A 20,994-nucleotide genomic window follows, 5' to 3' on the forward strand; every position below is an offset into this window, starting at 1 on the left:
TGAGTTCTGAATTCTTCTTATAAACATTTAAGTACAAAAGAACCTATGCGTCATTTCTCCCTCTTGCTAGTAAATATACTAGCTTTTAGTAGCTTACATACTCCTAGTGTTACAACAGCAAGCACAACATCGAATTTACCAAAAATGCAGTTAGCTCAAAAGCTAAACTGCAATAATGCTCAAACTCAAGCAGTAATTAATGAATGCGCGAAGTTATCTTATCAGAATGCAGATAAAAAATTGAATCAAGTTTATCAACAATTGGTATCTACATTAGAAAGGTCTAGAAAACAAAAATTGATTGCTGCACAGCAAGCATGGATTAAGTTTCGAGATAACAATTGTGAGTTTGAGACAAGTAAATATGAGGGCGGAAGTATTTCCCCCACAATTTATTTTAGTTGTCTAGAAAATATCACAAAACAGCGTACCCAACAATTACGAGAATATCTCAAACCCGACGCTTAAGCGTGAAGTAAGGATGCATAGCTATGCATCACTAGGGACTGACACAATAAAAAAATATTCAATTCAATATTGTGTCGTCCACGCCACAATATTGAATTCCTATATAACTGCTTTGCGTTACGGGCATGACTATAATTGGTCGAGTTGCTTGAGACGGTAGCCTATACCGTGAACTGTTTCAATAAAATCTTCAAAAGCTCCGGCTGCTTTGAGTTTTTGACGTAGGCTTCTCAGATGAACTTTCACAGCATGTTCTTCTGGAGGAGAATCTAATGACCAAATATGTTCAATAATCACGCTGCGACTGAGGACACGACGACCATTTCGCAGTAATAACTCTAAAATTCCGTACTCTTTTGGGGTTAAATGTAGCATATTTTTTCCGTAGCTCACTTCATAAGTGCTGGGGTTGAGGTGCAAATTGCCCCATTCCAAAATCGGCGGCGATGAAGCATTACCTCGACGAAGCAAGGCGCGAATTCGGGCAAATAGTTCTTGTAAATCCACTGGTTTAACGACATAATCATCGGCTCCGGCATCAAGTCCGGTGATTTTATCGCTAACGGTATCACGAGCAGTGAGCATAAGAACAGGCATACTATAGCTGTGCGATCGCAACCGATGACATAAACTAATTCCATCGAGTTCTGGCAACATCACATCCAGCAGCAGCAAATCATAATCCAGCATTTTGGCTTGATTCCATCCTGCCTCACCATCTGTCACCACATCAACTGTATAACGCTGATCTGTCAAGGCTTCTGCTAAAGTTTCGGCAAGGCGTAAATCATCTTCAACTAAAAGAATTCGCATAATTTTTTAAAGATACTTGGTTATATTTCAAACAATCGGCAAATTATCATTGAGAAAATATTGCAAAAAGTAACAATTTATCGATTTGGTTGCTTCTTTCCGATTTCTTTACTATTTCCTGAGTAATTTCCTTACTTTTGAGATGTAATTTTATATTTTATATGGGTTTCTAATAACCTCCTTAAGATGTTTCAAAAAATAGACTTTGAACTAAGTTCACCTTTAGGTATCAGCCTATTTTAAGAGACTCACTCAAATTTTGTAAAAGGCAGAATCAACAATTAAGCGTTTTTCTGTTAACCTGGAACGCCTCTCTATTAGATAAAAATTTATTTATCCAAGAAGTTCATTGATTGAAGAATCTATATCAACGTTGTATTTATATCAAGTTACTTGAAGCAAAATAATGTTGCCGCCACAAGCGCATAAGAAGCTCCAATGTTGGATAAGAAGCCGCCATTTAATCTGTTCGGGCCATTTTTTTATATTTGAAACTATAGACTATTCTTGTGTTGAGAGATTTAACGAGTGTATAGCCGCTCTAGGAGGTACATTAATTTCTGTTGAGCCGATTGATAAAATTTGGATGGGTGAACATCGGCAGGTTTTTCTTTATCGTGTTAAAGCCAGTTTATTTACGCCTTGTCATCAGTTAAGGCAATACTGGTTTAAATATGGCAGTTTTTACACTAGATTTGATAAAAATTGTTAATTGTTTTTGATGTTTAGCGACTTCTATGCTTTTGGAAAGATGGAGTCAACTAACAATTATACTGTTAAGTACTACGGTCAAAGTTGGGATTGAAGAAAACTATAGCCGTGATCGAAACGTGGGATCATTCTGCAATTAAATCGATTTAGTTCATCAACAATATCAGGACTATCAAAGTCTTTTGAGTTTCGGTTGAGAAAACATGCTAGCTGTGGTTGATACTCACGCAAATGGTTGATCACCGATGCATAGACAAAAGCATCTTGTGGTCTCAAGTCATAAGTAGCTTCGCAGGATGCTGCCTCAATTAAGATATCGGCAGTGAGTGCAATAACTTCTGCGATGTTAAAAAGTCGCTCTCGATAATTAACAAAACGTTGCCGTTCCTCTTCATTGCTCTGCACCATTAAGCTAGCAATATCTTGGATACTTTTGATACGATTTATATAAGATACTGTACGTGAAAGCTGCCGCAACTCAGCATCAAGCAATTGCTGTAAATCCCGACGACTCTTTGCCTGACGACTTAATTTCTCATGAGGTTCAGCAAGACTATAAGCTGGAATAATAAGTTTTGCCTGTCCTATTTCACAAGATTGCAAAATCTGCTCACAGCTTACGCATTGTTCTTGTTCAAAGACTAGTTCTAAGACGAAGTTAGTTTCAACGTAAATATTCACGCAACCGCCTTATGATAAAACTTGCCTCCAGCTAAGGCAGCGTATAATCCTGAATCAATTAACCATTGCTGAGATTCATTAATATCTTCGGGGGATTTTTCAGAATGAATAATTTCTCCAAGCCAGGATGCAACAATTAACTCAAGGCTTTGTCCACTGATTTGATCAGCCTTAACTTCAGCTTGTTCAAAGTAACGATGAAGAATAGGTTGTGCATCAATGATATAAGTTGGCTCACTCTGATCCAGTCGGACATCAGCATCAGTCCATAAATAAAATCGATCGGGAAACACCATTAAAAAATAAGGAGCCTTTGAAAAAGTTCCATGTGCAAGCATATTGCGTCGAAGTCTCGCTGCCCATTCTGGGGAGGCATTGAGTTTACTTTTAACCTCGACAACAAGAGTCAATTGACCATTGCGATTGTCAACTGACAAATCCCAACCAGAATCAGAGTTAGGAGTCATGGATAAAACTCACTTAAGGAGAATAACTACTCAATATTGTGACGCAGAATGTCATTTTTATTTATCTTGCAATGTCATAATTTACCTTGTTAGGCTGTAGCCCACAAACCTAACTCAAACAATAGCACCAGTTGCATAATCCTTTTAGAAAAAATTTTAAGAGTCAGGAGTGACAAACAATCAACTTTCCAGACTCTATTTCTCTAATCTCTCCTCTCTATGCTCATGCCAGATTTTAGTATTATCAATTTCAACCCTATCGGTATTGGCTTTAGCATTATTACCTTAGGAGTAATTTACTATTTTCTCAATCTAGAAGTAACTAGACGACAACGGGTAGAAGCGATCCTGCGACAACAAACTGAGCGGGAGCGACTAGTAAGCCAGATTGCTCATCATATCCGTAAATCTTTGGAGTTAGAGGAGGTTCTGACTACCACCGTTGCAGAAGTACGTGAGTTTCTCCAAGCGGATAGGGTGTTAATTTATCGCCTCTGGGAAAATGGTACGGGTAGCGCCATTACTGAAACAGTTCTACCTCAATACACAAAAATTTTGGGAGAAACCTTTCCACCCGAAGTGTTTCCTAAGGAGTATCATCAAGCGTATTCATTGGGAAAAACCCGCGCGATCGCAAATGTCGATCAAGCTGATGTCGAACCATGTCTAGCAGAGTTTGTAAAACAGTTTGGTGTCAAAGCTAAGTTGGTAGTGCCAATTTTACAAGAGAATCGGCAAGGAGATAAACAACAAGATAGCAAAACACGAGCTTCTACGCCTTATCTTTGGGGTTTATTGATTGCTCATCAGTGCGATCGCACCCGTGTATGGGAATCTTGGGAAATTGAGTTAATGAAGCAACTTGCTACCCAAGTTGCGATCGCTATTCAACAATCGGAACTTTACAAACAACTACAAACACTCAACGCCGAACTAGAACACCGCGTTCAGCTGCGGACTCAAGAGTTAGCTACAGCTAATGTCTCTCTCCGAGCCGAAATTGCTGAACGTCAACGCACCCAAGCCGCGCTGCAAGCTTTGATTACTGCCTCTCCTCGCGCCATCTTCACACTTGATTTAACCGGTAACGTCAAAATCTGGAATCCTGCTGCTGAAAAGATGTTTGGTTGGACAGAGGCAGAGGTAATCGATCATCCTAACCCCATTTTTTTAGATGACCAATTAGAGGAATACAACACTCTTCAAGAAAGTATATTACAAGGAACAACTTATACCAGAGTGGAATTGCATCTTTCTAAAAAAGATGGCACTGCGATCGATATAGTTTTTTCCGCCGCTCCATTGCATGATAGTGACGATAGTATCAACGGTATGGTAGCGGTGATTGCTGATATTACACACCAAAAGAAGCAAGAAGAACAGGTGCGGCTATTGCAATCTGTAGTTGTAAATACTAACGATGGTGTAGTTATTACTGAAGCGCAACCAATTGGCAAACCTGGGCCGCATATTATTTATGTTAATGAAGCGTTCACTAGAATCACAGGTTACAGCCCAGAAGAAGTTTTAGGTAAAACGCCGCGTATTCTTCAAGGAGCAAAAACAAGTCGGGTTGAACTGGATAAAGTCTGGAATGCTCTATCTCATTGGGAATCAGTCACAGTTCAGGTAATTAACTACCGTAAAGATGGCTCGGAATTTTGGAATGAATTCAGCATCGTTCCCGTAGCCGATCAAACTGGCAATTATACCCACTGGATAGCAGTACAACGTGACATTACCGGACGCAAAAGGCTAGATGAAATTCGGATGGCACTAGAGCGAGAGAGGGAACTTAGCGTCCTGAAAACACGCTTTTTCTCAATGGCATCTCATGAGTTTCGTACTCCTCTAAGTACTGCCTTAGCAGCAGCCCAATTGCTAGAGAATTGTCAAGATGAATGGGATAACTCTTCTAAGCGACTGAGGAACTTGCAGAGAATTCAACTTTCCGTCAAAAATATGGTTCAGATGTTAGACGATATTTTGACTATCAATCGAGCCGAAACCGGAAAATTAGAATTTAATCCCAAACTTATAAATTTAGAAGAATTCTGCGCTTATTTTGTCGAAGAAATGCGCCTTAGTACAGATGAGAGGCACACATTGAGTTTTGCTTGCCAAGGAAAAGCTGTTAATGCTTGGGTGGATGAAAGGTTATTGCGTTCCATTCTGTCTAATTTGCTGCTGAATGCGATTAAATATTCTCCTGAAGGAGGTAATGTTAATCTGAGGCTGAAGTTTAAATCAGATACGGTGATTCTCCAAGTTCAAGATCAAGGTATTGGGATTCCCCTAGCAGATCAAAACCACCTGTTTCAGCCGTTTCATCGTGGCAAAAATGTCAGAAGCATTCCCGGTACAGGATTAGGCTTGGTAGTAGTGAAAAAGTGTGTAGACTTACACCAAGGTCATATTAACATCACCACAAAAGTAGGAATTGGTACGACTTGTGCGGTAACACTGCCATTAGAAGGTGAGTCTTAAGTAAAGTCTTGGGTAAAAGCATAGCGTTTTTAATGCAAAGAGACGCATTGGCATTGTCACCCGATGCATTGCCATTGTGACTCGCATTGCAAGATTTTGCCAAATTTAATTTGCTTGTTTGAAATTACTCAAACCAGCTTTTAGTAAAGAATTGTAATCCAAAATCGCAAATCCAAAACCCAAAACTTGTATGAGTCCCTGACTACGGTAGTCTAGATGAGAGTGAATTTATCGCCTCGTTTGATATATTGTTTTATGACCTCAGTTGTTTCTAGTCCCCCACGCACTATTCGGATTGGTTCACGCAAAAGCCAACTTGCTCTGGTTCAGACCTACTGGGTACAAGAGCAACTCCAGAAAAGCTATCCTGATATCACTTTTGAAGTCCACACCATGTCTACCCAAGGCGATAAAATCTTGGATGTAGCATTAGCTAAGATTGGCGATAAAGGACTTTTTACTAAAGAACTTGAAGTTGGAATGCTCAATCAGGAGATTGACTTTGCAGTTCATTCCCTCAAGGATTTGCCGACTAATTTACCAGAAGGGTTGACACTGGCAGCAATTACTGAACGGGAAAATCCCGCAGATGCATTAGTAGTGCATGAAAAGCACAAAGATAAACAAATCGATACATTGCCAGAAGGTGCGGTAATTGGTACATCTTCTCTACGGCGGTTAGCACAGTTACGCCATCATTTCCCGCACTTTACATTTAAGGATGTCCGGGGAAATTTAATTACACGGTTGGCAAAACTGGATGCAGGCGAATACGATGCGCTGATTTTGGCAGCAGCAGGGTTAGAAAGATTGGGAATGAGCGATGGCTGCGCCGGGTTGCACCTACGCGTACATCAAATCCTTCCCAAAGAAATCTCTCTCCACGCCGTTGGACAAGGTGCTTTAGGGATAGAGTGCCGTGCTGATGATAGTGAATTGCTATCTCTACTCAAAGCGATCGAACATCCCCAAACACGCGATCGCTGTCTCGCCGAACGCTCTTTTCTACGCTCTTTAGAGGGCGGTTGTCAAGTACCTATCGGTGTAAATACAGAAATATCTGGTGAGAATCTGACCTTAACAGGAATAGTCGCCAGCATAGACGGTCAAAAGTTCGTCAAAGATACCGTCACTGGTCAAGCTAACAATGCTGAAGCACTAGGTATAGAACTAGCAGAACAGTTGCGGCAACAGGGAGCGCAAGAAATTTTATCAGAAATTTTTGCGGTGATTCAGCGCGGTTCCTAAGCAATTGGGGAAGCCGATGTGATTAGATAAGAATTGATCGCCGTTGCACTAAAGGTGTGCAGATGCGACAAATCTCTTTGGTCAAAATTGATCATAGAGTTAATTTGACAATATAGACTCAGGGAAGCAAAAATTACCATGCGGATTCTATTTGTTGCAGCAGAGGCAGCACCCATTGCCAAAGTAGGAGGAATGGGTGATGTTGTCGGGGCATTACCCAAATTTCTGAGAGAAATGGGGCACGATGTACGGATATTCTTGCCTTACTATGGCTTTCTGCCAGACAAAATGGAAATTCCCAACGAACCCATCTGGCGGGGATCTGCCATGTTCCAGGAATTTGCTGTTTATGAAAGCATTCTGCCTGGTACTGATGTTCCCTTGTACTTATTTGGACATCCTGCCTTCCTACCGCGCCATATTTATTCTGGAGATGGTGAAGACTGGCGGTTCACCTTGTTTGCCAACGGTGCAGCCGAGTTTGCCTGGAATTACTGGAAACCAGAAATTATCCATTGTCATGATTGGCATACGGGTATGATTCCTGTGTGGATGCACCAAGATCCTGATATCACCACAGTTTTTACCATTCATAATTTGGCTTATCAAGGGCCGTGGCGTTGGTATTTAGAGAAAATTACTTGGTGTCCCTGGTATATGCAAGGACACAACACAATGGCGGCGGCGGTGCAATTTGCCAATAAGGTAAATACAGTTTCGCCCACTTATGCCGAGCAAATTAAGACACCTACTTACGGTGAAACATTAGAAGGTTTGCTGTCCTTTATTAGCGGAAAACTATCTGGGATTATCAACGGTATTGATACCGAAGTTTATAATCCAGAAAATGACAAATACATTGTCCAAACCTTTACTGCTGATACTTTAGATAAACGCAAAGCCAACAAAATTGCTCTGCAACAAGAACTAGGATTAGAAGTCAACTCCAAAGCCTTTTTAATTGGGATCGTTACCCGATTAGTGGAACAAAAAGGTATTGATTTGATATTGCAAATCCTCGATCGCTTCTTATCTTACACAGATGCCCAATTTGTGCTGTTGGGGACAGGCGATCGCTACTATGAAACCCAGATGTGGCAATTAGCATCCCGTTTTCCCGGACGTATGGCAACTTACTTACTGTATAACGATGCCCTGTCCCGCCGGATCTACGCTGGTACTGATGCCTTCTTAATGCCCAGTCGTTTTGAACCATGCGGTATTAGCCAAATGATGGCTTTGCGCTACGGTTCCGTACCCATTGTCCGCCGCACAGGTGGATTAGTTGACACCGTAACCCATCACGACCCGGAAAATGCCGCAGGTACGGGTTATTGCTTCGATCGCTATGAACCGCTAGACCTTTTCACCTCAATGATTCGGGCTTGGGAAGGCTTCCGTTTTAAACCGCAATGGGGAGAACTACAAAAACGCGGCATGAGTCAAGATTTTAGTTGGTATCAATCTGCCAAGCAGTATGTGAAATTGTATCGGTCAATTTACGGTTTGCCAGAAGAAGAGGAGACTCCAGAACCAGAGTTAGTGTTAAACGAGACAGTCACTAGCACCACTAGCAAATAAAAGGGCGGTTAGAAACCGCGTCTACACGAGGCTTTACCCACCTCCGTGGGTTTCAAGCCCTCAATCTTTCCTTAGTCCGCGGAGGCGGCCTACCCTGCGGGAACGCCAAAGGCGAATGTTTGTGTAGCCGCGACTTCCAGTCGCCAGGGCTATTAATTACTTGTCGCTTTCGCCCTAATTAACCAATCACGATCGCGATCGCAAATTTCTCGACCAGATGAGTCTCCCAAACTGTCTAACGCCAATAAACAAGCGTATTTCAAATCCCAAATCGGCGTATTCAGGCAAATTTTCAGTTCAGGAATTGCTCGTGAATCACCCAATTCAGCAAGAGCGATCGCACTTGCAGCACGAGATTTCTGAAACTGGGGTTCGCGGTTGTGCAGGTTTTCCACCAACAAATCGTAAGCAGGAGCATATTTTAGCCAGCCGAAAAGTTTCATGACATGATAATGAGCGCCATAGTCGTTATATGCCTTGTCCCCATAAGTTGCTAGAAGTGCTGCTGGTGCTTCTTGTGGGTAGACATCCAATAAGGTTTTTGTCGCTAAATAACACCGTCCAAAATCGGTTTCATAGAGTTCATTAATCACAAAATCCAGGACAGGGGTAGCATCATACTCATGTACTAAATCAAGATCGTTGGGATGATCGTAGAGTACTTGTTCTAAGTAAGGTTGAATTTCTGTAAAGGTAATTTCACCACTAGGAACGCCTGCATCCAATAGCATCCGCAAACCTCGCAAGCGGAACACCAGAGATACAGGACAACGGGCGATTTCTGGGATGGCTTTGTAATAGCGGGAATCAATCAAGTCTTGAATACAGCCGCGCCGCGCATTGACGCTGGAACTTTGCAGCAGCGCCATCACCTCAGTAATTTGAGAATAATCACCCGTGAACCGACAAACAGTAGCGATCGCTGCACTACGGGTAGGTTCATCCTCCACTTGGGTAAATTTCCGTACACGTTCTAGGGAAGGCTGATAATCAGCGTTCGCTAAAGTGTGAATAATTACTCGATAGATTTGACCTGGTTTATCGAGTAGTTGCGCCATCTCTTCGAGAATTCCTGGATCTTTCGTGCCGATTTCTCCGATCGCCCACACGGTATTCTCAACAGTATAAATATCATCATCTTTAAGGCACTGGCGAATTACAGGTAAAGCTGATTCCGCCTGCAATCGCCCCAAACTTTCCACAGCTTTGCGTCGGACAATGCGGTGGTCTAACTCATCCTGGTTACTAGTTTCAATCGCCCGTACCAAAGCTGCGATCGATTGCTCAGTGGGGAAGTTAATTAGATGGGAAACAGCAATATACTTATCAGAAGCGTCTTCGAGTTGTTCTAATGGTGTATCAATAATTGCGATCGCTTCTTCTTCTGTTAGCCCAAACATTTTAAAAAAACGTTTATCCATTGATCTATAAATTGCTCTTGGATAATTTTAGAGATCACTTTTACCATCCTACTAGAGACTGGGTACTGGGGATTGGGATTTATTTGGGAATTGATTGAAGCATCAAAAGTGTCTACATAGCTATTTGAGGATGATAGGAAAAAATATGAGTGATTATTTAGATGACTATGAATTTAATAACCTCGATTTTTATAGAAAAAATCATGGTTTACAGCTTTATTACAACTGGTCTGGGGAAATTTGGTGGCAAGAAACACCAGAAAAATCAAAAGAAAAATTGTTCTCTATTATTGGGATGAATGCTACCAAAGTATTTCTCAAACCCGATCCTGAGTACGGCGAAGTCGGATATCGCATCAATAGAGAGTTGGGTTTATTTTGTGACCCAGATACCCAAGAGATTTTGCACTTTTGGGAGTCACCAACAGCGAGTCAACCAGTACCAGTAGTACACATTGCTAACCGCATTGTCCAAGGCTCAGTTAAACCAAAGAAATTTGTCATACCTAAAGGCAGCGGATATATTACCTCCGTCATGGAAATTCCGTTAGAATACCCGCATCCTTTAGCAGGAGATAGCAAATATTCAGACTATTGTCCTGGAGAAAAGTTTAAGGGAGTTGAGTACTTTATCTCAAATACTTGCCGACCTGATGCAACTGAAGTCCCACCTGCTAAATGGGCGAGAGACTGTCCTTGGTTGCCCTGGATGAAGTTAGGATATGCTCATCCAGCGAAATTAAGATTTGAAACCACAATATTTAGAGTAGATTCTTTTGAGCAGCTTCATCCTAGTTTGGTCAAGCTGGTGAGGGAAAAAGTACCAATTTATGAATTCACGCCAACGGAAAGTGATGAGCCGAATGTGACAAGCATTCAATACTTTAAGAAAAACTTTGAATCCTACTTGCGCGGAGATATTTTTCCACTTGAGGAAACCTCTTAAAATAATTCGTAATTCGTAATGACGCTCGCGGACTCGCTACCGCTACGCTAACGTAATTCGTAATTGAATTCTTAGTGCGAATTACGAATTAGTTAAGCAGTTGGTAACTATTCCTCTGGCCATTTACGTGAAATGGCAAAGCATTCGTCAAACTTAGACGATAGCTTGCGAGGTTCTGGAAACTCTATCCCATTAGCCCACGCCTCAATCTTTACCAGGAAGGTACTCAAGTCCTGTTGTACTCTGCTCAGTTCTGTCTCAAAGGTGGATTGCTCAAAATCAATGTGAAATCCACTGGCTGCTGAATCCATTCCTCCATCTGACCATATACGAACAAAACCATCCACCATTTCAAACCAGGGGCTTGGATCGTGGCCAAGCCAAGGCGATCGCCCTGTAGTCAAAAAATTCAACCACTCCCGCCACTCTTCTAGAGCAGAACAGCAACCAGGGTAGATCAATTCATTAGCAGTAGACTTGACTTGAAGGCCTCCTGGCAAAATCAGTGTCTCAGACTCAATAGCTCGATATAGAACATCATTGGCATTGTCACCATTTTCTAAATCGTTGTATTGTACCAATTGGGCAAATATTAAACCGACCTCCAAATCTGTCATCTCATCGTATAACTGAATGTGCGAGAACGGTTTATAGTCCGCAACAGACCACGGCCATAATGGCTCACCCTCATACCACGGAGTTTCTACCACAGCTTGAATACAAGGATTGCTACTCATCACATCGACTTATCCTGTTGCACAATGCTAGTGCGATATCTATGATGTCCTACGCTTACGGGAACTCCCAGAAATAAATTATCCAATATTGTGAGGTGGGCGTCTCGCCCGCCTTATGAACTGGGCGGGCAAGATGCCCACCCCACAAGAGTTAACTGGATATTTTTTTATTTGGAAGTTCTTACGCACTGGCTTTTAGACAATTTTTGAAGATTCCTGTCAAAAAGCTTTACCAGTGGTTACGCGATCTGAGAAGATCAGAATATATACATTATCAGCTATTGATTAGTTACTTTTTACCAATTGTTCAATTTTATGTAACAGCTAAAAGTAACCAAGTACAAACATTCTTTGTAACACTGACTACACATCATTTATATAAACACACATTTAGGAAACAAAAGTTATGGATGAAACCTCAGAATTGACAACAACCAATAACGTCACCGCCCAAGATGTAGCAGAAGTAATTGCAGAACTTGAGCAATATCGGGAACGTCTAGTTCAAGAAACTACGGAAACAGCAAAACGGGCTAAGTTAATGAAAGTAAGTGTCATGGCAAAACTGGAGCCTGAACTTGCCAAGATTGATTCTGCCCTCCAGGAACTCCGCGATCAACAGGCTGCCCTGAATGTTAGCAACTAGTCATTCATCTTGATAATTCAACCAGAAGTTATATGCTCAACTCCGAAACTCAATCCGGGGTAGATTCGTTAAATCTGTCCCATGTAGAAACTGATGCTTTATTTGCAGTCGTGAGTGAGCAATTAAGCTTAAACACCTTCAACTCGGATGACCAAGAGCTACTAAAGCGAATGGTTGAGAGTATGGGAGACTCACGGGGTATGGTTAGGTTGAGTTTTGCAGAGGCTTTGGGTAAAATCGGTAAACCAGCGACCCCCTTATTAATGGAAGCTGTGGCAAGTCATCCAAACCCAGTTGTGCGGAGAGCCAGCGCCAAAACCCTGACACTGATTGCTGACCCGATCGCAGTTCCCACTCTGGTCAACGCCTTGTTAAATGATGAAGATACCGTGGTCAAAACCTCGGCGGTGGGAGGGCTGGCCAAAATAGGTGAGGCAGCAGTGCCAGCATTACTGAAAATCTTAGCGTCAACTGAGTATCCAGAAAGTGCTAAAGGACACGCGGTATGGGCGTTGGGGTTTATTGGGGCAGACGCCAAAGAGTATTTATATCAAGAGATTAATTCAGACTCAGATGAAGTTCGAGCGGCGGTGGTGGGTGCGATCGCTAAAATTGCTCAAGAAAGTAACGAAGAAGGAGCATTTAATATTTTAGTTAATGCCCTCACCGATGCATCTGAAATTGTGCGGTGTGAAGCAGCAGCAGCTTTGGGTAGTCTCACCTATCAACCAGCAATTCCTCACCTGGTTGAGTTACTACATCATACCGATTGGGAAACTCGAAAAGCCGCAGCTTTAGCATTGATGAAGATTGGCGATCGCACTTCCTTAGAACCCCTGCAAGCCGCATTAACCAACGAAGGGGAGGCAGCAGTTCAAGCAGTTATCAAGCTAGCGATTTCTCAAATTGAGAGACAATTAGAGGAGGATGCTTGGGAATAGAGCAATGGACATTTACAACTTGATATCTTCCTCTCATTTTGAGAGTGCCGAAGTTGCTCCTAAGGTGATTGAGACGGAAGAGGAGTACGATCGCGTTCTAGCTGTGGCAGGGCGCCTAACGTTTTGCAAGAACCGAACTCCAGAAGAACAAGCTTTGCATAAGCTGATAGTTACGCTGATTGAAGCGTATGAGGCACAGAACTATCCAATGGATGAATCTGCACCGTATGAAATTCTCCAACATATTATGGAAGTCAGTGATACCCGTCAAGCCGATTTGGTGGGTATCATTGGGTCGAGCGGTGTGGTGTCCGAGGTTGTGAACGGCAAGCGGTCGATTAGTAAGGCACAAGCTAAAGCACTTGGAGATTACTTTAAGGTGACACCCAGTTTGTTCATCTAATGTATTCGTTCTATTAGGATTGATAAAAGTAGTTGTATTGAAGAGCGATCGCTACCCTCTTTTATACTTAATCACCTGATTTAATCGAGGTAAAGCACTCACTGCTGACTCTTTAACATACGAATCAACAGATTCATCATTTGTCAATGCCGTCAGTACTTCCACTCCTCGGATATCACCCATTGAACCTAGTGCATTGACGATCGCTACAGCCACCGCCACATTATCTATTGTTTTCAGAGCCTCAGTCAAAATCTCAAAGGCAGGAGAACCAATTTCACCCAGCGCCATCACTGATGCAATATAAACAACGGGATTTTGGTCATTGAGCGCTGTTTTCAATCCCTGTAAGCCCTCAGCCGGAAAAGGAACATCGGGATGGTTAGCAGCAATCTGTGCCAGAGCCTTAGCACAGCTACCCCGAATGGTCGCATTAGCGCTATTTATTAATGACTCTACCAGTAGCGGTACAGCGTCCGTACCAATAGCGCCCAGTGCCTTTACCGCCGCTCGACGGTAAGTGACATCTTCCTCATCTAAAATACCCATCAGCCGAGGAATGGTATTTTCATCACGAACATCAGCCAGTTCCCACATAGCTCGTTCCCGCAGATTGGGGTTGGGGTGTTTCAACTGTTCAAATAAAGAATCTATTGTCATAAAATCAAATTTTCCTGTCTAAATACCCCAAGTTCAATAATTACAGCAGTTTTCATGTATTTGAACCACATCTGTCGTTAGGGCACAGCAATACTCATTCATTGGTGTCAATTTAAGCTGGAAATAGCTTAACTGTTGGCTTCCATGCCTGCCCGGAAATAAATAAATGAGTAATGAGTAATGAGTAATGAGTAATGAGTAATGAGTAATAAGTGATACCCATTACTCATTACTTGTTACTTCAAAAATAAATTTCTTTGGCTTTTAGCTTAAGTCTACTGAAGTAGGCTGGAGATTTTTGGCGATATTTAGTCATCTTCAGATGACTTTAGCTATGAGACGGGAATTTCAATTTCCGGCGGACAAGCGGTTTCGCGTTAAGTTGACACCAATTGATTATTGCTGTGCCCCTACCGCGTAGTCTATGCACCAATACAGTTCAGAATGAGCAACAAAACACTTGTCTTGACGGCGATTTATCGCGTCTCGAAAACCCAAGCGTATTGGTCTACATACCTGAAAATTGCTGTAAATTACAAATTACATTAGCGAGTACTCGTTCGCCCGTAGGCATTACGAATTACGAATTACTAACAACTGAGGGACTCTTGGTCAGTCACTCAACCAGATACAGGCAAAGCAACAAACTGAGAGTCCCTGAGTTTTAGAGTATAACGATCGCTCGTCTAGTCAACCCTTGTTACTATGACAGGGAGTTGATTACATAGTCGAGGAGAGCGCGGAACTCACCCAAAGCTTGAGGAGACAAGTCACGAGGAGAGCAAGCGCGATCGCGGGTGTAAGTCAACGCGGTTACATAAGGAGCGGTTGGCAGACCCAAAGAGCGATAAACTTCACGAGCGCCTGCAATACCCCACTCATCCAGAGGACCAGTACCGCCCACAACTAAGCTGTAGTTGATCAAGCGTAGGTAGTGCTTGATGTCGCGGAGGCACTTATCTTTCTTAACTTGAGTGTCGCCGGCTTCACCTTCTTGGCTGAGGTAAGGATATTTCTTAAAGGCAGCATCATAAGCTTCCTTTGCTACGTTATCGATACCAGAAGCCAACTTTTCAGCAGCTTCTAGACGAGCGCTAGCACGTTGAATGCTACCTTGAACTGATTCTAAATCGGAGGTAGTTGGGAAACGACCTGCTGCATCAGCAGCTCCAATAACTGTAGTGATAACTGATTTCATTGCTTTTTTTACTCCAGATTAGATTTGATCGAGTTGTAATTTCAGTTGGCTTGACTAATAGGCTTTAGCCGTTAGCGATTAGCAATTAGCTCAAAGCAGAAATAACGCGATCGAAGTAGCTAGCAGCTTCAGCAGCTAGAGCAGAGCAGTCGCCTTGAGGAGTATCCAGTTTGCGGAACTTCTTACCAGCGTTAGCTTCAGTGTTGGTGTTGGTGATGTGAGCGACGCTGATCGCCTTCAGAATTTGAACAGCACGTATAGAAGAAGAGGCAGGTACGCCCAAAGCTGTGTAGGTTTCTTTCAAACCGTTCAAAGCGCGATCGTCTAATACAGAAGAATCACCAGCTAATAGTGCATAAGTTACGTAGCGCAGAATGATTTCAGCATCACGTAAACAAGCAGCAGTCCGACGAGTGGGGTACAAGTTACCACCAGCTTGAAGCAAGCCAGTGTTTTCACAAGCAATCCCAGCGATCGCATCAGAAACCGCACAGCTAGCATTGCTGGCGATCGCATTTACAGCATCAAGGCGCTTGTTGCCTTCAGCAATGAAAGACTTTAGGGCTGCTAAGTCAGCACCACCGATAGGAGCAGTTTTGGCATCAGCCGTAATTACAGCTCTGGAAAAAGCATCAAGAACCATGAGTTCTCCTTAATATTCACAAATGGCGGATATTATTTTTGGCTTGTTCTCGATCAGGTTAACTGTGAGTAGCCAAACAAAAACATAGGGGATCAACAGTACCCTAGTCTTTACTATGAGAGACAAAGTAATAATCTGTAATATTTCATTTTGGCAAAAAATTAAGACTTACGCATTTCAATGGAACTCTGCCACTGCGTAAGTCTTAAAAGAAAAAATCTTATTTTTTACTCGATCAAGCTTGTTTTAGGAGATGTTTGACCAAATTATCTTTCACCATCATCTGCCGTAAAACTTCTAGCAAAAAATCCTGAGCTTCTTCTTGACTCAAACTTTTTACCTGGTCTTTCAAATTTTGTAAGCGAAACTGTTGCTCTAAAGTTAGTTCGATTGGGAAGTCCATCATTCACTCCTCGGATTGACTGGATCGAAGGGTATTTTTTATTACCGCTAGTTTGAAGGCGTAAGCTGTCGTAGAAATTGCTTTCTAATATTCTAACACCGAGATATTAAAACGTCTACATTGTCAAGCTATAACAAATGGTGCTTATAAAAATTTACAATTATCTAACAATACCTCTGCCTCTCCCTTAATAGGGAATTTATTGAAGCTGACCCGCTAATGGCTGTAATGTTTAGAATGTTTAGATACCAACTACTCTAAAAAGAAAAAACAAGGTAAACATCGTCCGCAGGAGTAATAAGTAGGAGTCAGAAGATTGATAGACGCAATGGAATTTTTTCAGCTAAGTGCTGGTAAGTGGCGATCGCAACGTGCAACTCATCATCTAGCGTTCAAGCGCTCAGAGATAGGAGAATCGGATATACAGGTAGAAACTCTCGATGCCGACCATCCCGAAATCATAGAATTATGCCAGTATCATGAAATTGACCCTAGCCTTTCAATAGGTGGTTCGCGCGTGCGTTGGCTAGGGACAATGGCTTGGGATCGAGAGGGTGAGGAAAATCATCAAGGGAAAACCATATTTGCGATCGTGCCTGATGGTGATAACCCCAGGCAAGGAAAATTACTCCGCGAAAGAGGTTACGCCGAAATCGTGCCTGTAGTCGGTCTTTTTCACATGGATGATGAAGATGGACTGGTGTTGACAACCGAATACGAAACAATGAGTTCCATTGAGCGATTCTGGTTTGCCAGCCCAAATATGCGAATGCGAACCAGTACAGTCAAACGGTTTGGCGGCTTTAGCACAGCATCGTTTTGTAGTGAAACCCGCATTGATGCTGCTGTTGATGTTTCCAGCACAGAACAGGTAGCATCCAAACAAGGGCAGGATGTTCTAGAAAAAAGACAGTTTTATTCAGTGTTGGGGTGGTGAATTATCTCAACCAGAGTGATGCTTTTACTCGTGGGCAAGATTATCTGCATCTAGTACAGAGACTTGCTCTAGAGCCAGGTATGGTGGATGTGTTTGATAACTTGCGTGATCGCATCCCCATTTGCACTTGGATCGGCGAGAATATTAATACCGTAAACGCTCAGATCAACGCCTATCTGGAGTTTTGTCATGAGTGCTTTCATCCCCAAGAGCGTCGCCACATCCAAATTTTTGCAGTACCCATAGCTCAATCCTTCGGCATAGATGGGCTATGCAACATTCTCACAAACCCAATCACTATTTTGGTAGATGTCGGTCGAGTTGCGCCTAAAGACTGGTTTGGTGTAGTCGTCCATGAATACGCCCATGCCCATCTAGGAGACTTTGGTCACAATGAGCAGTTTGCTAGCATCCTATCCCATTTATGTTTAGGACTGGGATTGGAACCACCCTACTGGGAGGCAGGAATGGAAGCAACTTTGCGTAGCTGGCCTTACTGTAAATCAACCATAGATCCCCTGGAATTTTGGATAGGTCGCTGAGGGGGTAGGAGGCAGGGGGCAGGGAGCCGGGAGCAGGGAGCAGAGGGCAGGGGGCAGTAAGTAGAAACTCTTTATGTCTAATTTTGAGTTTTGCATTTTGTACCTTATCTATTTGAAAACTGCCGTATTATTCCTACCCAATTCCCCATTCCCCATTCCCTATTAATTTCTTTTGCTAAATGTTAAAAATTATTGCTCTAGTTCAAAAAGGTGAAACTGAATCTCCTAATCTAAAATATGTGAAATAAGTTTGTTTAGTGATTCACGTAGTTATTTAAGCTGGAAACCCCACTCCCTTTATTGATTAGCTACGGTTGAATTTAGCAGACTAATCATTATTTCATCCGAATCCTGAAAATCACTCTTAGTTAAGTTTCGTGAAATTTTATCAGAATTCTGAGGTTCTGATCCAACTACTCCTTTAATATGTGATTAAAAGTTGTTAACTTTAATTAAGAACATGGAGGCTTTAGAGTGCCAATTCCTCTGTTAGAATACGAACCTTCAAGTCAAAACCAGCGTGTAGCTGCTTATGAAGTGCCGGGTGATGAACAGCCCAGGATTTTTACTACAGACAATATTTTGTCTCCATCAGATTTAGGCGATCTGATTGAAGCTGCATATCGTCAAATTTTCTTTCATGCCTTTGCTGCCGATCGCGAAACATATTTAGAGTCTCAGCTCCGTAATGGACAAATTACAGTGCGGGACTTTATTCGTGGGTTGTTGCTTTCTAATACCTTTAAGAGAAGCTTCTACGACCTCAACAATAATTATCGCTTTGTTGAGCAAGTAATCCAGCGGGTTCTAGGACGCGACCCATATAACGAGCGAGAAAAAATCGCTTGGTCAATTGTAGTTGCGACCAAGGGTATTGTCGGCTTGGTTGATGAAGTACTCAACACTGAAGAGTATCTGAGCAATTTTGGATACTCCACAGTGCCTTATCAGCGCCGTCGGATACTGCCATCTCAATCTGCGGGTGAGTTGCCATTCAACATCAAATCTCCGCGATATGAAGATTACCACCGTACCAAACTGGGTTTCCCCCAAATTATTTGGCAGGTAGAAGTACGCAGATTCCTTCCACAAGAGCAAAAGCCCAAGGCTGGCGATCCCGCTTTGTTCTTAGCTTTGGCACAAAGTATCAATGCAACGGGCAATGCTCCTCAACGGATCTCGTCATTCAACATTGATATCGAAAAGTCTGTACCTTATCGGCAAATCGCAGGAATTAAATAACAATTTTTGGTCGGTGGCTGGCTAGTACATCCACTTGATTGATTATTTTATAGCGTGCATAAGTCTTGGGTTATGTAGGAGTTTCATTTAGATATAACTAGTGAAACAGACTCTATCCCATGTCTGATGCACGCTAATTGTTAATGGGTATGGGGCATCGAAGATAGTTTTTTATTAATACCTACCTAATATCTGTGAAATGGCGTTATTTTCTGGCGTGGATGGGCTTAAAGTGTAGTTCGTCTTTTTAGCATCTCCAAAAGTTTTGTAAAGTGGGCGGGAGGAGTAGCTGTCACTTCAATCAATTCCCCAGATAGGGGATGCTGCAATTTGAGTCGCCAAGCGTGGAGTGCTTGACCGGGCAAATTTACCCCTACTGAATGACCAGAACTATAAACTTGGTCGCCGACAATTGGATGTCCCATTTTGCCACTGTGGACGCGAATTTGATGGGTGCGTCCAGTTTCTAATTGAAAGTGAATTAAGGTGAAGTTACCAAGGCGTTCTAGTACTTGCCAATGAGTGACGGCGACTCGACCGCCTTGTTCAACGGGTATAATCGCCATTTTTTTGCGGTCTTGGGGATGGCGACCAATGGGTAAATCTATAGTGCCACTTTCAGTTTTTGGCGCACCGTAAACTACGCCCAAGTATTCTCGTCGTGCAGTTTTAGCTTTGAGTTGCGCTTGTAAATGACGATGGGCAATATCTGTTTTAGCGATCGCGATCGCTCCCGTTGTATCCTTATCCAATCGATGGACGATTCCCGGACGTTGGATTCCGCCAATTCCTGGTAAATTGGGACAGTGTGCCAATAAAGCATTTACTAAAGTGCCATCTGGATGACCGGGTGCAGGATGGACAACTAAACCTGCGGGTTTGTTGAGAATAAGTAACTGGTCGTCTTCGTAGAGGATATCTAAGGGGATATCTTCTGCAAGCAATTCTAGGGGTTGGACTTCTGGTATTTCCAGAGTGATGCGATCGCCTAACTTGACATTGATCTTCTTAGATGTGCAAACTCGATCGTTAAGTTGGACGTTACCCTGTTCAATTAACTGTTGGATGCGGGAACGAGATAAATCTGGTAATTCTTGCGAAAGGAAGCGGTCGAGGCGATCGCCTTTGGTGTTGACGCAGTGTATCGTATTACTGGAGGGAAGTAGGCTAGGTGCTGCATCCTCCATAACAGAAGACAAGCGATCGCTATTTTCTTGGATTTGTAAATTAAATTCGGTCACAATTGCTCTAGATTAATTCCCCTTCTTTAAGTAAAGCGCGGAAATGCTTTAAAAGAGCAGTTATAAACTACGTTTAAACAAGCAAAACCCTTATTTTACCTTACGGACGAAAGTTTGTGTAACCGCGAATTCTATGAGACTGTTGGTCAATTCACAGTGGGTTTGACCCCTCCCCTTAAAATATTGGTTTGGCGTTGTATTCCCGCCCTGAAATAAATTTCGGGCTAATAGTTCAAGTCCGTTGAAACGGACTGAAATCTGAGTAATGAGGAATGATGGGTTAGACTCCCTATTAATTCGCCAACAGAGTCATAAAATTCGCCTTAACTATACGTGGTGAGTTCGACGAATCATATAGTGTCCATCTAATTAGCCGTAAAAAAGACCTCTAAGAAGGTTTTACTATGCAAAACCGTCCCTCTCCGACTCGGAGAGGGACAGACTTGAACTAGTGCGATTCGTTGTTTAGTGAATCACGGCAATCACGAAGCCACTTTCCACGCCAGGAGTTATGGGTTTAGAACTGGGCGCTCCGCCCATGATGCACAAAAGCACATCTTTAATAACCTCTGCTCAGG

The 20,994-nt window shown here is 42.5% G+C and carries 21 protein-coding genes; 11 read left to right on the forward strand and 10 right to left on the reverse strand.

Annotated elements, in window-relative coordinates; all coding sequences use genetic code 11:
• The first annotated feature begins 45 nt into the window (after positions 1 to 45).
• Entirely contained in the window at positions 46 to 468 is a 423-nt protein-coding gene (locus tag V7L31_RS18035; RefSeq protein ID WP_334697504.1) for a lysozyme inhibitor LprI family protein, read from the forward strand.
• Between the two features lie 129 nt (positions 469 to 597).
• Here the strand turns inward: V7L31_RS18035 and V7L31_RS18040 are convergent, their stop codons facing one another.
• From V7L31_RS18040 to V7L31_RS18050, 3 genes are all read right to left on the reverse strand, one after another.
• Positions 598 to 1,281, reverse strand: a complete 684-nt coding sequence (locus V7L31_RS18040) for a response regulator transcription factor (RefSeq protein ID WP_334697505.1) — start codon at positions 1,279 to 1,281, stop codon at positions 598 to 600.
• Between the two features lie 789 nt (positions 1,282 to 2,070).
• Entirely contained in the window at positions 2,071 to 2,673 is a 603-nt protein-coding gene (locus V7L31_RS18045) for a PIN domain-containing protein (protein ID WP_334697506.1), read from the reverse strand.
• Positions 2,670 to 3,140 carry a hypothetical protein gene (locus tag V7L31_RS18050; RefSeq protein WP_334697507.1) on the reverse strand — a complete coding sequence of 157 codons (471 nt, stop codon included), beginning with the start codon at positions 3,138 to 3,140 and terminating at the stop codon, positions 2,670 to 2,672. The genes V7L31_RS18045 and V7L31_RS18050 overlap by 4 nt, the downstream gene beginning before the upstream one ends.
• Positions 3,141 to 3,365: 225 nt before the next feature.
• Here V7L31_RS18050 and V7L31_RS18055 point away from each other — a divergent pair, with 225 nt between their 5' ends.
• From V7L31_RS18055 to glgA, 3 genes are all read left to right on the forward strand, one after another.
• Positions 3,366 to 5,627 carry a sensor histidine kinase gene (locus V7L31_RS18055; protein WP_334697508.1) on the forward strand — a complete coding sequence of 754 codons (2,262 nt, stop codon included), beginning with the start codon at positions 3,366 to 3,368 and terminating at the stop codon, positions 5,625 to 5,627.
• 255 nt (positions 5,628 to 5,882) lie between these two features.
• A complete protein-coding gene (gene hemC, locus V7L31_RS18060; RefSeq protein ID WP_334697509.1) occupies positions 5,883 to 6,875 on the forward strand; it encodes a hydroxymethylbilane synthase in 993 nt (330 codons plus the stop codon).
• Positions 6,876 to 7,013: 138 nt separating this feature from the next.
• Entirely contained in the window at positions 7,014 to 8,456 is a 1,443-nt protein-coding gene (gene glgA / locus V7L31_RS18065) for a glycogen synthase GlgA (protein WP_334697510.1), read from the forward strand.
• A gap of 152 nt (positions 8,457 to 8,608) precedes the next feature.
• Here the strand turns inward: glgA and V7L31_RS18070 are convergent, their stop codons facing one another.
• Positions 8,609 to 9,877: a HEAT repeat domain-containing protein gene (locus tag V7L31_RS18070; protein WP_334697511.1), complete on the reverse strand. Its 1,269-nt coding sequence runs from the start codon at positions 9,875 to 9,877 to the stop codon at positions 8,609 to 8,611.
• Between the two features lie 145 nt (positions 9,878 to 10,022).
• Here V7L31_RS18070 and V7L31_RS18075 point away from each other — a divergent pair, with 145 nt between their 5' ends.
• On the forward strand, positions 10,023 to 10,823 hold the full coding sequence (locus V7L31_RS18075) for a DUF1838 family protein (protein WP_334697512.1): 801 nt from the start codon (positions 10,023 to 10,025) through the stop codon (positions 10,821 to 10,823).
• 107 nt (positions 10,824 to 10,930) lie between these two features.
• Here V7L31_RS18075 and V7L31_RS18080 read toward each other — a convergent pair whose 3' ends face one another.
• On the reverse strand, positions 10,931 to 11,560 hold the full coding sequence (locus V7L31_RS18080; RefSeq protein WP_334697513.1) for a hypothetical protein: 630 nt from the start codon (positions 11,558 to 11,560) through the stop codon (positions 10,931 to 10,933).
• Between the two features lie 406 nt (positions 11,561 to 11,966).
• On the opposite strand from V7L31_RS18080, the gene V7L31_RS18085 reads away from it, so the two are divergent.
• The 3 genes from V7L31_RS18085 to V7L31_RS18095 are packed head-to-tail and all read left to right on the forward strand — an operon-like array spanning position 11,967 to position 13,550.
• Positions 11,967 to 12,206, forward strand: coding sequence for a hypothetical protein (locus V7L31_RS18085; RefSeq protein WP_334697514.1), 240 nt, complete (start codon positions 11,967 to 11,969; stop codon positions 12,204 to 12,206).
• 32 nt (positions 12,207 to 12,238) lie between these two features.
• Positions 12,239 to 13,147 carry a HEAT repeat domain-containing protein gene (locus V7L31_RS18090; RefSeq protein ID WP_334697515.1) on the forward strand — a complete coding sequence of 303 codons (909 nt, stop codon included), beginning with the start codon at positions 12,239 to 12,241 and terminating at the stop codon, positions 13,145 to 13,147.
• Between the two features lie 4 nt (positions 13,148 to 13,151).
• Positions 13,152 to 13,550 (forward strand): helix-turn-helix domain-containing protein, encoded by a 399-nt coding sequence (locus V7L31_RS18095; protein ID WP_334697516.1) that lies wholly within the window; start codon positions 13,152 to 13,154, stop codon positions 13,548 to 13,550.
• A 51-nt stretch (positions 13,551 to 13,601) separates the two neighbouring features.
• On the opposite strand, the gene V7L31_RS18100 is transcribed toward V7L31_RS18095, so the two are convergent.
• The 4 genes from V7L31_RS18100 to V7L31_RS18115 form a co-directional block, all read right to left on the reverse strand.
• Complete coding sequence (locus tag V7L31_RS18100) at positions 13,602 to 14,210, reverse strand: HEAT repeat domain-containing protein (RefSeq protein ID WP_334697517.1); 609 nt, start codon at positions 14,208 to 14,210, stop codon at positions 13,602 to 13,604.
• Between the two features lie 703 nt (positions 14,211 to 14,913).
• The gene (locus V7L31_RS18105; protein WP_292843562.1) at positions 14,914 to 15,408 is read right to left on the reverse strand and encodes a bleomycin hydrolase; all 495 of its coding nucleotides are present in this window, start codon (positions 15,406 to 15,408) and stop codon (positions 14,914 to 14,916) included.
• An 85-nt stretch (positions 15,409 to 15,493) separates the two neighbouring features.
• On the reverse strand, positions 15,494 to 16,051 hold the full coding sequence (locus V7L31_RS18110) for a bleomycin hydrolase (protein WP_179068457.1): 558 nt from the start codon (positions 16,049 to 16,051) through the stop codon (positions 15,494 to 15,496).
• A gap of 235 nt (positions 16,052 to 16,286) precedes the next feature.
• Complete coding sequence (locus V7L31_RS18115) at positions 16,287 to 16,457, reverse strand: NblA/ycf18 family protein (RefSeq protein WP_442936022.1); 171 nt, start codon at positions 16,455 to 16,457, stop codon at positions 16,287 to 16,289.
• 316 nt (positions 16,458 to 16,773) lie between these two features.
• Between V7L31_RS18115 and V7L31_RS18120 the strand changes: the two genes are divergently transcribed.
• The 3 genes from V7L31_RS18120 (at position 16,774) to V7L31_RS18130 (ending at position 19,175) form a co-directional block, all read left to right on the forward strand.
• On the forward strand, positions 16,774 to 17,391 hold the full coding sequence (locus V7L31_RS18120) for a phycobiliprotein lyase (RefSeq protein ID WP_334697526.1): 618 nt from the start codon (positions 16,774 to 16,776) through the stop codon (positions 17,389 to 17,391).
• Positions 17,388 to 17,933 (forward strand): hypothetical protein, encoded by a 546-nt coding sequence (locus V7L31_RS18125; protein ID WP_334697518.1) that lies wholly within the window; start codon positions 17,388 to 17,390, stop codon positions 17,931 to 17,933. Before V7L31_RS18120 ends, V7L31_RS18125 begins: the two co-directional genes overlap by 4 nt.
• 474 nt (positions 17,934 to 18,407) lie before the next feature.
• The gene (locus V7L31_RS18130; RefSeq protein WP_334697519.1) at positions 18,408 to 19,175 is read left to right on the forward strand and encodes a phycobilisome rod-core linker polypeptide; all 768 of its coding nucleotides are present in this window, start codon (positions 18,408 to 18,410) and stop codon (positions 19,173 to 19,175) included.
• 227 nt (positions 19,176 to 19,402) lie between these two features.
• Here the strand turns inward: V7L31_RS18130 and V7L31_RS18135 are convergent, their stop codons facing one another.
• Positions 19,403 to 20,362 (reverse strand): RluA family pseudouridine synthase, encoded by a 960-nt coding sequence (locus tag V7L31_RS18135; protein WP_442944445.1) that lies wholly within the window; start codon positions 20,360 to 20,362, stop codon positions 19,403 to 19,405.
• Between the last annotated feature and the right edge of the window lie 632 nt (positions 20,363 to 20,994).

Source organism: Nostoc sp., assembly GCF_036916655.1.
Lineage (GTDB): Bacteria > Cyanobacteriota > Cyanobacteriia > Cyanobacteriales > Nostocaceae > Nostoc.